Raw genomic sequence first — 12,887 nt, forward strand, 5'->3', positions numbered from 1 at the left:
GACTTCAACACTCTTCCCCTCCACGCCGCACTTCCGATCTCGCGCGGTCTGCTCCGCAGACACGACGCGCCGCCGCTACGCGGCGGTACCCGGACGCTGCGCGTCCGGGATATCGGCGCTCCGCGCCGATGCCATAACCGTGCTCCGCACGGTTATCCGGGACTTCGTCCCGGGAATCCGGTCCACTCCGTGGCCCGGCTGAGCCGCCTGACGGCGGCTCAGGGTCTGGGGCGCTCCGCTGCCAAGACCAAGGCACGCGCTCCGCGCGTGCCGAAAGCTAGCTACAGGGGCGGGGGTGGCTTGAGGTGATAGGGCGTCAAACCCTGGGCGAGAATGTCAGAAACGAAACGAACCGGTCGCCATAGCTAGGTAAGCCTAGCAGGAGAGGACACTTTCAGACAGTCTCAGCGAACCCATGTGCGTCAAACTTCGAAGCCGGATATCTTATGGGTTGAGAGACGAGGTCCAGATCCTCCAGACACCCCTGATTGGTCTGCTCCTCGCCGGTGCCGGTAGGTACCGGTTCGGTTCGTCTGAAGGCTACCAAGGTTTCCTGTTGAAAGGGGAGGTCGGAATGCCAGGTATGAAGCTAAGGCCACATCAAGTCGAGGCTGTCGACGCGGCCCTGAGAACGCTTCAGACACCCTTGGGCGGAATTCCCCTCGAGGGTCTGCGCACCCAAGTAATTGCCGCGACCGGGTCCGGCAAGACCCTTATCGCTGTCGCCTCCGCCCAGCGCCTCCGTGCGCGCCGGGTGCTGGTCCTGGTGCCCACCTTGGACTTGCTGACGCAGATGGCGGCCGCCTGGCGAGCCGGCGGCCGCACGGGTGCGATGGTCGGGGTGTGCTCGCTGCGGGCCGAAGAGTCCGACGGCATCCCCTGCACCACCGACCCGCACGAACTCGTCGCCTGGCTCAGCGGCCTGGAGACCGTGACCGTCTTCGCCACCTACGCCTCCGTCGGCCTGGGCATCCTCCAGCGCGCCCACGAAGCCGGCCTCGATGCCTGGGACCTGATGGTCGTGGACGAGGCGCACCGCACCAGCGGGGACGCGGGGAAACCGTGGGCGGCCGTGCACGACCAGGAGAAGATCCCCGCCGTGCGCCGGCTGTACATGACCGCCACCGCCCGCATTTGGGAAGCCCCCGACAGCCAACGCGGCACAGGCCGGCTCGTGGCCAGCATGGACGAGGACTCGACGGTCTTCGGACCGGTCGCGTACAAGCTCAAGCTCTCCCAAGCCATCAACCGGGGCCTGGTCGCCCCCTACCAGGTCATCTGCGTCGACATCCGCGACCCCGAGCTGCACCAGGCCCACATGCTCGGTGAGCGGGCATCGGACGCCGTGCGCGGGGCGCGCCTGGCCGCCTTGCAAACCGGGCTCCTCACCGCGGCCGCCAAGGAGAACCTGCGCAAGATCCTGACCTTCCACAGTCGGGTCGCCGAAGCCGAAGCCATGGCCCAAGGCATCGTGGGCGTCGCGGAGCAGCTGCGTGCCCGGGAGCCGCGCAGGTTCCCGTCGGCCGAGCGAGTGTGGGCGGACTGGCTGTGCGGCGAACACGCCCCCGGACACCGCCGCACTGTGCTGGACACCTTCGCCTCCGACATCATCGAACCGGCGACAGCCAAGGAGGGTGCTCGAGCGAAGCAGCTTCCCGCTGCATTGCGGGTGCTGAGTTCCGTGAAAGTCCTTGGCGAAGGCGTTGACACAGCCCAATGCGATGCCGTTGCTTTTTGTGACGCACGCGGGTCGATGGTCGACATCGTGCAAATGGTCGGACGCGCCCTCCGCATGAACCCCGGTGAAGGGAAAATCGCCTCCCTCATCGTCCCGGTATTCCTCGGACCGGACGAAGAACCCGGCGAAATGCTCACCTCCGACGCCTACGGCACCCTCGCGAAGATCCTCGAAGCGCTGCGCGCACACGACACCGAGACCATCGAAGCCCTCACCGATCCTCGTGTGCGCAGCGGCAGTTGGGCACAGGGCGATGACGACGGCGCCGGCCTGGCCGTGGCCGACGGCGGCGACGAGGACGACCAGGGCGACAGGACGGCGGTGAGCGGGGCGGCGGCGCAGCTGCTGAAGTTCAGCACCCCGAGGGATCCGGCGGAGCTGGCACGGTTCGTGAAGCTGCGGGTAATCGAGCCAGAGAACGAGTACTGGCGCCGCGGCATCCAAGCCGCCACCCGATACGTGAAAGAGACCGGCGCGGCGGAGCTGAGGGTGCCGTACGACTACGTCACCCCCGAGGACTGGAAGCCCGCCGCCTTCCCACTCGGGACATGGCTCGCCGACCAGCGCCGCTACAACAACGCCGGACGCCTCACCAAGGAACGCGTCGAGCAGCTGGACGCGCTCGGCATGGTCTGGTCCCACCAGGACGTCGCCTTCGAAGAAGGGCTGTCCGTGGCGCGGGCCTGGGCGGCTGTTCACGGGCACTTCCTGCCGCCCGCCACCGCCGTGTGGGAGGGCTACCCGATCGGCGTGTGGGCCAAGAACCAACGGGCCGCGGGAAGGAAGGCCCTGGTGAACATCGTCCGCCGCGAAGCCGGACTACCCGTCGACGCCGCTGGCGCGATGCCGCAGACCCGCCTGGACGCCCTCGACGACATCGACCCCGGCTGGTGCCCCGCCTGGGACGCCAACTGGCAACGCTGCTTCCAACTCACCAAAACCCACCTCGCAAGCGGCGCCCGAGTGCCGACGACTACGGGCGAGGTGATCGTGCAGGGCGAAGACCTCGGACGCTGGATCACCGCACAACGCCACGGATGGGACCAGCTCATGATCGGACAACAAGTCCTGCTGGAAATCCTCGGACTCGAACCCGCCGGCCCCCACGAGCAGCCCGTCACGACCCCCACCCGAGACGACAAATGGGCCCTCAACCTCACCGCCGCCCGCCAATACCACGCACGGGAAGGGCATCTGAACGTACCCAGGAAACACGTCGAGCGACTGGAGCGACCAGAAACCGGGGACGGCCCCGCCGGGCCCCAGACAGGCGACGACGGCCCGGTAGAAGTCAAACTCGGCACCTTCCTCGACAACACACGCCGACGCGCAGACAAGCTGTCGGAGGAGCGACACAACGAACTCGACGCATTGGGCATGCGCTGGTAACGAGTACGGCCGCAGCACACACTGGTCGCGGTACCAGACGAGGGGGCGCACGAGAGTCTTCCTGATCGCTTCATCGACCGGGAACGGCGGGCGCGCTGGGCGCCGCCGGGACCCATTTCCACTTCTTCCGTGTCTGATCTCTGTCGAACTCTGGTGATGACGTACCGCGCGCTCCTATGCTTTCGGGATGCGTATCTCGGTCGGGGTGGGGCCTGTCAGGGCGACTCGGCGGCACCAGGTCGCGTTCGCGTCGACCAAGCCTTCCCCCACGCCGTCTGACAAGCTGGGAACGCAGGGTATTGCGGATGCTGTTCGTCGACTGGTGGTACAAGCCGCCGGTGAAGCCGCCTGCACCCCGCCTCGATCCCAGCCAGGTGGCCACGACCACGTACAACGTCACCGCCATGCCAGTAAATGTCGGGTGGAGCCTGCGGGTAGAGAGCGTCGGCCGGACTACCTGCTCCCACATGGGAGAAATCGAGACCGCCGCCCGCGAACTGATCGTCTCCTCCCTCGGAATGCCACCCGAGCGCGTCCTCATCAACATCATCGTGTCGTAAAGCTCGCACACTGGACCGCCTGTGACGACCCGGTACTCCTTGCCCGACCCGGCTGTGCAACCCTGGCGTGCCGGGGCCCGGTGGACACGGTCCGCGCACCCGCACAGACCATGGTCGTGACCGAACACCAAGCCCCGGCACTGGTGGACTCACTCACTGTGCCGCGGACCATGCATGGGGATGTCTCGGCTGTTGCGAGACTCCGTCGACGGACCCACGGCACCCGCCGAGCAAGGGGCAGGCGACATTTTGATTACGGGCCGTGAGGTTCCGCCGGATCGGCTCCCAGGCTCTCAGATCGCCTCTCAGGAACGTCACCACCTGGAAAAACAAGCTCCAGCCTCCTAGGCATCTCAGATATAAAGTGACATTTGGGATGTCAGGCTCCTAGCTACCTCCCAGCTTCCTGGGAGGTAACCCACCGTAAGAATCACCGGGGCTGAGCTCGATGACCGTCGAGCACCCTCGTGGCCTGCCGCTCCCCCGGTCTGCGCGCTACTTCGGCATGTAGGCAGCGTCAGTTCCGTCAGGTGAGCGGGTAGGGCTTGGCGTAGCCCCTGCGCTCGTACTCCGCGGTGTCCGCGTCGACCCGCTCCAGGGCACCGGCGCGACCGTATGCCTCCAGCATCGTGACCACGGCGCAGACCGCGACCGTATGGATCTGATCTAGCAGCGCCACACCCTCCACCACACAGGCGAGCCCCGCCTCCTTCGCCCGGCGCACAGCCTCCGCCGTCGCGAACCCCGTCTCCAGTGGCGCCAAAGCCGCCGCCGCATCGATCCCGCGCACGCGCTACTGCTGCCCGCCGCGCCACGGTGCGATCGGACAGGCTGAAGTATCAGGCCGTCACGCGATGTACCGCGAGCCAATCTTGAGCGTAGTCAACGGCGTCCACGAAGCTCAGCAGCCTGGACTGCGCCGATCCGACCAGACCAGTTCGCGAGCTCTCGCTTGCTGACGCCCCTTCAAAGTCTGCTCCCAGACGACCGAAGTCACTGTCGTCCAAGGCGACGTCTGTGTACTCCCACCATTGTCGCAGGCCGTCCCTTTGGACTACACACCTGTAGGTGCGTCGGGGCGGATTCGCGACACGGTACTCACCGAGATGGAATGCCGTGCATCGATCGAAGCCGACCCCAAGCAGAAGTACCTGAGCTTGCAAGTCGTACAGCCGCGCAAGAGGAGAGTGCTCACCGAGATGACAGTCGGGGTGGTGGCCATCAATGATCTTTGCAGCCTGGGCACCCAACGCTGCAAACGATGTCTGCGGATGGACGCTGCGCCTGGAGTCCGCCTGGGAACGCACCGTCTCTGCCAGTGCACCCATCTCAGTGGATGGTGTCGTCGCCGGATCGAAGGCGGGCATGCTGTCCCAAAATGCGATGCGGTCCTCTTCACTCAACCCATGTGTCTGTTTCCGATGAGCGGCTGATGTGTCCGAGTTGTCCGATGTGAAGGTGGGGACCACGAGGGTACCGTCCGGCCCCAGCACGTGCCTCAGCGCACTCATCACAGAGACGGCACCGCCTTTGACCCTCCCCACAGACCTCAACGAGGCATGCACCAAGAGGGTACCTCCGGATTGGATCCCCAGTTCAGCCGCCTGTTCGGTGATTTCAGACTCGGTGATCTCTTCCATCGCAGTGAGCACAGCTCCCCATTTCTGTCGCCCCCCAACGGCTAGGTGGGCGGCACGTAGCGACGACTGCTCATCTTAGGGCTCGAGGCCAAGCAGGTTCTGCATGATGAGCAAGAGCGACACTCCGAACATAGTCATCATTACCACTGATGAGGAGCGTAGAACCTAACCGCGAGCCGAGGCGCTACGAAGCTCGGTCTCTGCGCCCTTCAGGCAGTGCAGCGTCCTCTCGTAACGATCACCAGCCGCGTCCGTCACACGCACACGAATCTCGAAGTCCTGCAACTCCTTGGTAGCTTGCTCCGAGAATCGTCCGACGTAGACGGTGCCCAGGACGGCACCTCGCCCAATGGTGTTGAGGTCGAAGTCTTTGCCGATCTCTAGGTGCAACCTCTCCAATCCCTGGACCATTGACTGATGGTCCACCCACTCGCCGCCCCACCCCTGCCTGTGGCGGAGCCGGTAGCTCACTTCGTCCACAGCGACACAGTGAGCTCCCCCGTTTCCCATCTTCACGTGCCAGATATAGCGTCCGTTCATCCCGAAGCTGTTGCTCTCGGCCTCAGCCACCCACCCGATCAACGGACGGACAGCGCGGGCGTACTGTGCACGAGCGAACGTCAGCCCCATAGCGACAGCCAGCAGGCTGGCCGCTGATGAGCGGTCTAAAATGGCCAGATGTCCAATACCTGACTCTCTGGCAGTCGGTTGTAGATTTACGCGAACTATCTCCCACAGCAACACCAGGACCAGCAGGATCGTTAGCCCCATTGGAATCTTGAACAGCACGAAACTTCGCCCAATTTTTCGCGTAAGTTCTTGATCTTCGAACTGCTGCATGCCGAGCCCCCCAGTTCGCGCCATACGCGACATGCTCTCCCCTGTGCATACCGAACGCAAGATTACCCCCAGGGGACGGAAAAATGCCTACCGTCAAACAATCACCAGTCCTGATCACCTCGTTGGCGGGCGCCCGGTTGTTTTCGGTGGTGGCTGCATCGGATCCTCCACCGTCGGAGCTCTACACGGCACCGGCGTACTCCCGATTGAGGTCCAGGCGGAAGAGGCATTCTCTGCCGAAGTTCGGAGGTTCCCCCGAGACTTCACCGATCTGTGGATCGCCCCTAGCCTGCCGTGCATCGGCTCACTAGTGACCAGTTCGAACGAAGCTCCCGGGGGCTGCCCGCTACTAATGTTCCGTTGAAGGAACAGGCGTTGGGGAAGCCAAACCGACGCTGCGGCGACGGCTCGCCTCCGGCCGGACGGAAGGCCGGGCGGCCGGGTGCCCCCGGCCGGCTCGACTGGCGCGGCCCCGCCACCTGGCCCGGCCTTACCGCCTCTCCGTCTTCCCTGAGGATGCCGCGGCCCCGGTCAGCCAGCTCCGGCGCCCGACACAAGGGTGCTGCACAGCGGAAGCCCAGCGATCCCGGCAGCAGTCCAGCACCGGCGAAGACCGAAGGCCACGGCGTCCCTGGGCCCTTCCGGCTGGGCGATCTGCTCGCCGATTGCACGACTTCTCCGACGGCCGACATTGAGGACGACCTTGACCGGCTCGCCTTCGGATCCCCATCCAAGGTCCTCGGTCGTGCGATCCCGACCGGAACGGTGCTGTCCCTTGCGGGTGCCCTCGCCCGGGAACGGGCGGGATGGAGCCGGCAGTCGGGTCCGTCAGCCACCACGGGCTGGTGGTCACGCTCGCACGCCCCTGTCCCAGTACACCTCCAAATGGACCTGCTCGAGGATTGGACGGCGCTTCTGTGCCCGACGCCGCGCTGCTCCCAGCACGCGATCGACTACAGAGCCTTCGACCGCTGCCCCGACCACCTCGCCGCATGCGACATCCCCACGCTCATCCGGATGGCCACGGGGTGGAGACAGGCTCACCGTGACGCCCACGACGCTGATCCCGAACGACTCGGAGCTACCGCAAGGCCGCGCTCCTCGTCCAGGCCGCAGTCGTCCGAGGCGGCAGCGAGGACGTCATCGAGGCGCTGCTGCTCACGTTCTTCGAGGACGAGGCCGACATCGAGGAGAGCATCTGGGACGAAGCCGAGGCACTGGCCATGCGCCGCGCCATCGGCCGCGAACGCGTACGGCTGAGAGGTATCGCGCGAGACCAGGCCCGCCCTCTGCGCAAAACAGTCGACGGCTGCCCCGCCTGCGGCAAGGGCCTCCTCTTTCTGCCGGAAAGCCCCGCCCTACCCGCCGCAGTACTGCGGCCGCAGTGCGCGGCCTCGCCGCCGCCCCCCACCTCTTTCCGCCGCGCGGGGGGTCAGCGGCCCTCAGCCGCGCCGCCGGAACAGGCCCTCTGTGAAGCTCTCCTTCAGGACCCGCCGCAGGGTCAGCGGTGGCGGAGTCTTCAGCTCCTCTCGGCAGACGGCGCAGTGCCGGCCGTCGTCCGGCTCCCGAAGGCCGGACTCGTCGAAGCCCTCGTGCGTTGTACGGTCGACGGGCTCGCCGCAGCGTACGCAACGCGGTGCGGGACGTTGGAGTTCGGCAAGCTTCTGCCGGGCGCGGGTGCGCTCAGCTTCCCGTGCCCGCCGCTGGCGCTCTTGCTCAGCCTGTTCTGCCGCTTCGCGCTGCTTCTGCTCTTCGGCCAGGCGGCGCTTGCGCCGCTCTTCGTCCCGCCGCCAGAACGCCTCGTGGTCTCTCGGGTTTTTGAGGGCGTCGGGGAGGGTCTCGGGCCGGCGGTGCCCGAAGCGCAGCCAGATCGGGGACTGTAAATCGAACGGTGTAACTCCTGATCAAGGAAGATGCACCGTTCGATTTACAGTCCCTTCCGTAAGCGTGGGCCCGGTCGGGCGGGCATTCGTGGATTGACCGGCGGGTATGAGGGCGGTGCCGGCGATCAGGCCCGGCGGGCCCGCCACAGCCATGCGGCCGTACCGGCCAGCAGGGCGAGCATCGCCAGGCTGGCCAGGAGGGCCGGGGTGTCGCCCGCCGGGCCGCCGCTGGACAGGTTCCAGGCGCTGATGACGGCGGTCGGCAGGACGGCCGTGAGCAGTACGCCGGCGGTCTTGTGGACGGCGGCCCAGTGGACCGAGGTGCACAGCGTGCCCCCACCCTGCACCGCGACAGCACCGACGGCCAGGCTCAACGCGGCCGCAGCCGCAGCCAGAACCACCGCAACACGCCTCGACACACTCATCGCGCTCCACCCCTCGTGCGGCAGGAGCCAGACGACTGAGCGGGCGCCCCCCGGGCCGGCATCGTCGGCCTCACCATCTGGCCTCGTCACGCTGAGGACGGCCACCCGCCGAAGTGCCGCGTCGACGGGAGGTCGAAATTGACCTCAAATTTCAGTGCAAAATTGCACTCCGTTGAGGGTCTTTCGGGTTCGTAGAGTAGTGATCACAGCGACACCGAGTCGCTGGAGAACCCGAGGGGGAACCGCCATGAACAGCGAGAACACCAGCGCGATCACCAGCGAGACCGCCGACCTCGACGCTCTGCTGACTCGCGCCGGCGAAGCCGAGACGTGTGCCGACCCGAGCAGCGTGATGACGCTGCTGGCCGACACGGACGGCCCGGAGGGCGGGTTCACCACGTACCGCTCCACCTTCGCCAAGGGAGCCGTCGGCGCTCCCGCGCACTTCCACACCAAGGCCACGGAGCTCTTCTTCGTGATCAGCGGCTCCCTCCAGGTGCTGGTCGGCGAGGAGGTCACCGTCCTGAACGCCGGCGACTTCCTCGCCGTGCCCCCGCACACCCCCCACGCCTTCGCCGCCGCCCCGGGCTGCGAGGCCGACGTCCTGTTCACCTTCACCCCCGGCATGGGCCGCTTCGACTACCTGCGCCTGCTCGGCAGCGTGATGCGCGGCGAGACCGACCCCAAGAAGATCGCCGAGTCCTCCCAGCGCTACGACAACCACTACGTCGACAGCCCCGCCTGGCGTACCGCCCTCGCCGCGTCGTGAACAGGCGGGTGCGGCGGCTCGCCATTGAGCCCCGTGAGCCCCGTTGCCAGTCGGCGCGTCCGCCGTCGAGTGGTGCCGGAAGCCGTGGTGTGTCGCAGGGCTTGCCGGTTCTCACACCGACGTGGCCGACGGTGGTGCGGTGTTCTTCGCCGCGTTGGGGTGGACGGCGTCGCGGAGGGTCCGCAGGCCGGTGACGAGGGTGTGGAGTTGCTCCGGGGTGTAGAGGATGGTGAACCAGCGCTTCGCCGGGCGCCCCCGCGCACTTCCACACGAAGGCGACGGAGCTGTTCCTCGTGCTCGACGGCACGATGCGCATCCTCGTCGAGGACGAGGTGCACACGCTGGAGAAGGGCGACTTCCCCAGCGTGCCGCCCCGGGTGCCGCCCGCCTTCGCGCCCGCGCCGGGCAGCACGGCCTAGTTGCTCGTTTTCACGCCGGGCCTGCAACGGTTCGATTACTACCGGCTGCTGGAGCGCGCATACCGCGGCGAGGCGTCCGTCCAGGAGATCCGGGACAGCTCGCACACGTACGACAACCACTACTTCGAAAGCCCGGTGTGGCAGGCCTCCCTGGCCGAGGCCGCCGCGTACGGCACCAGCCTCTGAGCAACCCCGCCCCGCTTCCCCCTTCGCATGCCCACACCGACAACTCGCATGCCCACACCGACAACCCCCTTACCCGCGCAGAGAGTTGGTTCCGCCATGCCCGACATCACGTACGAGCACACCACGCCGGTGCCGCGCCGCCGTCTGGGACTGACCCTGGCCCTGCTGGCGTTCGCCCAGCTGATCATCTCCATCGACTACAACATCGTGTACGTCGCACTCCCCGAGATCGGCTCCGGACTCGGCTTCTCCGCGCAAAGCCTGCAATGGGTGATCAGCGCCTACGCGGTCGCCTTCGGCGGGTTCCTGCTGCTCGGCGGCCGGGCGAGCGACCTGTTCGGGCCGCGCCGCATGTTCGCGCTCGGCCTGGCCCTCTACGCCGGGTCCTCGCTGCTCGGCGGCCTGGCCACCGACCCCGGGACGCTCATCGCGGCGCGCGCCGTCCAGGGCGTCGGCGGCGCCTTCCTCTTCCCCGCGACCCTGACCCTGGTGTCCACCAGCTTCGCCGAAGGCAAGGAGCGCAACCGGGCGTTCGCCGTGTGGGGCACCGCGGGCGGCAGCGGAATGATCCTCGGCTCCCTCCTCGGAGGCGTGCTCACCGACGCGTTCGGCTGGCAGGCGGTCTTCTACGTCAACGTCCCCCTCGCCGGCGCCGCCGCGCTGCTGTCCTTCAAGCTGATCACCCCCGACGCGCCGCGTACCGGCGACCCCTCCTCGTTCGACCTGGCGGGCGCGCTCACCTCCACGCTCGGCATCACCGCACTGGTCTTCACGCTCGTCCAGGGCCCCGAGTCCGGCTGGACCTCCCCGCTCGTACTGGCCGCAGCACTCTCCGGCGTACTGCTGCTCGCCGCGTTCGTCACGGTCGAAATACGCAGCACCCACCCACTGCTCCCGCTGGACCTGTTCCGCAACCGCAACCTGGCGGTCGGCAGCGTCATCACCTTCCTCTACATGGGCACCTTCGGCACCCTGCTGTACTTTCTCACCGTCTACTTCCAGAGCGTGCACGGGTACGGCCCGATGACCACCGGCCTCGCCTTCCTCGTCCCGATGGTCGCCATCGCGACCGGCGCGCAGACCGCGGGCCGCCTCGCCACCAAGTACGGCATCCGGCCAGTCATGATCGCCGCGCTGGCCGTGGGCGGGGCCGGCACCGTGCTGGTCGCCCTGACGATGTCGACCGGGGCGTCCTACCTCGCCCTGGTGCCGGGCCTGATCGTGCTGGGCATCGGCCAGGGCGCCGGCTACACCCTGATGTTCGGCGCCGCGGCCCTCGGCGTCCCCGCCGAGGAGCAGGGCATCGCCTCCGGCGTCGCCTCGACCAGCCAGCAGATCGGCGGCGCGGTCGGCCTCGCACTCCTCGTCGCCATCGCCAACTCCGGCCTCGACGGCCTCACCGGCGAAGCACTCCGCTCGGCGACCGCCGACGGCCTGCGCAAGGCGGTCCTCATCGCGGTCGCCGGCATCGCCCTCACCGCCCTGGCCGCACTCGGCCTGCGCAAGCCCACACCCCGCGAGGTCGGCGGGCACACCACCGCCGAGTCCCGCCCGGTGGTCCACGTCTGATCCCCCGCCCCCGCACTTGCGGAGGTCGGGTTCCCGCCCCGAGTCGACCGAAGGCACAGTGCCGCACCTGCTGGTCGATGCGAGTGCGGCCGTACGCCGGAGAGAGGAATGCGGTGACACAACCTTCAAGTGATCATGACAGGGTACGTTTCAAGTCAAGCAAATGGCCTAATCAGGGGGTTGGTATGAAGAATCTGTGGCGTTCGTTGCTGATGGCCTGCTCGGTACTGGCAGCAGGACTGGCGGGCCCCGCGACCGCACAGGCCGCGACCGAGGAAGTGAAGATCTGCTACCGCGCCCACCTCGCCAACTACGGCTGGCAGAAGTGGAAGTGCAACGGCGAGTTCGCCGGCACCGCGGGAGAGAACCGGGCCGTCGAGGCCGCCGAGGTGCAGATCTGGGGCAAGGGCACCTTCTCGGCCAGCGCGCACGTGCGCAATGAGGGCTCGCAGATCCCCCAGTTCGCCGCCTCCGGCGAGGTGATCCGGGTCGGGACGGTCGGCAAGGCACTGCCGATGGAGTCCTTGACCGTCTCCCTCGGCCAGTTCAACGGAACCCTGGAAGGCTACGCGCACATCCAGAACCTCGGCTGGGTCGGCCCGTACCAGGGGTACGCGGTCGAGGTCGGCACCCGGGGACAGGTACTGCAGCTCGAGGGCTTCAGCCTGAAGATCCTCAACTGAGCCCACCGCACCGTCCGTTGACCGATACCGCGGGGCCGGGAAGCGTCAAGCTTCCCGGCCCCGCGGCGTGCGTACTCCTGTCGCGCGACTCAGGAGCTGTGAGCGATCATGAAATTCCCCAGGTAGGGCGGGTTCTGTGCATCTGCCGGAGCTTGGTTACACCTGGGTCTGGGTCTTCTGCTTGAGGCGTTCGTAAGGCGTCTGGCCGCCGAGGGCGCCGTGGGGGCGATGGTAGTTGTAGTAGTCCTCCCACTCGCGGAGCTTGTCGTTGAAGACGCCGGTGTCATCGATGACGACGCCGTCGAGCATGCGGTAGAACTCCTCGGCGTCGATGCGGTGAGAGCGTTCGACCTTGCCGTTGAGGTGTGGTGATGCCGGTTTGATGTAGGTGTGGGCGATGCCTTTGTCGAGGACGTTCCAGTGGAAGGCGGACTGGAACTCTGCTCCGTTGTCGGTCTGGATCACCTCGACGCGGAAGGGCAGGCGCTCCAGGACGTAGTCGAGGAACTGCACGGCGGTCTTCTGGTCGCATCGAGGGTAGATCCGGAGCACTCGCAGCCGGGTGCAGTCGTCGATTGCGGTGAACTGGTAGTACTTCGCCCGGCGCCGCTGCTTGGGCAAAGTCCCGCTCACCGGCGCCGCGGCAGGGGCCTGCTTCGGGAGGCCGATCGGTTCATGGCGGCGGCCCGGTTTCGATGAATGTGACGTCGATCTGAACGCGGTTGCCGGGCAGCTGCTTCTCGTAGCGGGTGTAGCGCTTGTCGTGCCGCTTATAGCGCTGGGACG

Annotated in this window: 11 protein-coding genes and 1 pseudogene; 7 read left to right on the forward strand and 5 right to left on the reverse strand. The window is 67.0% G+C overall.

Annotated features, from left to right (window positions below; all coding sequences use genetic code 11):
- Positions 1-574: 574 nt before the first annotated feature.
- Positions 575-3,127, forward strand: coding sequence for a Helicase associated domain protein (locus tag AB0G17_RS36950; RefSeq protein WP_361392589.1), 2,553 nt, complete (start codon positions 575-577; stop codon positions 3,125-3,127).
- A 305-nt stretch (positions 3,128-3,432) separates the two neighbouring features.
- Positions 3,433-3,687 carry a hypothetical protein gene (locus AB0G17_RS36955; protein WP_361392562.1) on the forward strand — a complete coding sequence of 85 codons (255 nt, stop codon included), beginning with the start codon at positions 3,433-3,435 and terminating at the stop codon, positions 3,685-3,687.
- A gap of 526 nt (positions 3,688-4,213) precedes the next feature.
- On the opposite strand, the gene AB0G17_RS36960 is transcribed toward AB0G17_RS36955, so the two are convergent.
- From AB0G17_RS36960 to AB0G17_RS36970, 3 genes are all read right to left on the reverse strand, one after another.
- The gene (locus AB0G17_RS36960) at positions 4,214-4,477 is read right to left on the reverse strand and encodes a hypothetical protein (protein WP_361392564.1); all 264 of its coding nucleotides are present in this window, start codon (positions 4,475-4,477) and stop codon (positions 4,214-4,216) included.
- Between the two features lie 49 nt (positions 4,478-4,526).
- A complete protein-coding gene (locus tag AB0G17_RS36965) occupies positions 4,527-5,327 on the reverse strand; it encodes an AAC(3) family N-acetyltransferase (RefSeq protein WP_361392566.1) in 801 nt (266 codons plus the stop codon).
- A 165-nt stretch (positions 5,328-5,492) separates the two neighbouring features.
- Positions 5,493-6,167, reverse strand: coding sequence for a hypothetical protein (locus tag AB0G17_RS36970; RefSeq protein WP_361392568.1), 675 nt, complete (start codon positions 6,165-6,167; stop codon positions 5,493-5,495).
- 1,646 nt (positions 6,168-7,813) lie between these two features.
- Between AB0G17_RS36970 and AB0G17_RS36975 the strand changes: the two genes are divergently transcribed.
- Positions 7,814-8,050, forward strand: a complete 237-nt coding sequence (locus AB0G17_RS36975; RefSeq protein WP_361392571.1) for a hypothetical protein — start codon at positions 7,814-7,816, stop codon at positions 8,048-8,050.
- Positions 8,051-8,175: 125 nt separating this feature from the next.
- Here AB0G17_RS36975 and AB0G17_RS36980 read toward each other — a convergent pair whose 3' ends face one another.
- The gene (locus AB0G17_RS36980; protein WP_361392574.1) at positions 8,176-8,451 is read right to left on the reverse strand and encodes a hypothetical protein; all 276 of its coding nucleotides are present in this window, start codon (positions 8,449-8,451) and stop codon (positions 8,176-8,178) included.
- A gap of 271 nt (positions 8,452-8,722) precedes the next feature.
- Here AB0G17_RS36980 and AB0G17_RS36985 point away from each other — a divergent pair, with 271 nt between their 5' ends.
- From AB0G17_RS36985 to AB0G17_RS37000, 4 genes and pseudogenes are all read left to right on the forward strand, one after another.
- The gene (locus AB0G17_RS36985) at positions 8,723-9,244 is read left to right on the forward strand and encodes a cupin domain-containing protein (RefSeq protein WP_361392577.1); all 522 of its coding nucleotides are present in this window, start codon (positions 8,723-8,725) and stop codon (positions 9,242-9,244) included.
- 242 nt (positions 9,245-9,486) lie between these two features.
- Positions 9,487-9,849 (forward strand): annotated as a pseudogene (locus tag AB0G17_RS36990) (cupin domain-containing protein); the annotation flags it as partial.
- A gap of 96 nt (positions 9,850-9,945) precedes the next feature.
- A complete protein-coding gene (locus AB0G17_RS36995) occupies positions 9,946-11,418 on the forward strand; it encodes an MFS transporter (protein WP_361392580.1) in 1,473 nt (490 codons plus the stop codon).
- Positions 11,419-11,603: 185 nt separating this feature from the next.
- A complete protein-coding gene (locus tag AB0G17_RS37000) occupies positions 11,604-12,101 on the forward strand; it encodes a hypothetical protein (RefSeq protein ID WP_361392583.1) in 498 nt (165 codons plus the stop codon).
- A 156-nt stretch (positions 12,102-12,257) separates the two neighbouring features.
- Here AB0G17_RS37000 and AB0G17_RS37005 read toward each other — a convergent pair whose 3' ends face one another.
- Positions 12,258-12,734, reverse strand: a complete 477-nt coding sequence (locus tag AB0G17_RS37005) for an integrase core domain-containing protein (protein ID WP_361392586.1) — start codon at positions 12,732-12,734, stop codon at positions 12,258-12,260.
- Between the last annotated feature and the right edge of the window lie 153 nt (positions 12,735-12,887).

Source organism: Streptomyces sp. NPDC023838, from assembly GCF_040639555.1.
GTDB lineage: Bacteria > Actinomycetota > Actinomycetes > Streptomycetales > Streptomycetaceae > Streptomyces.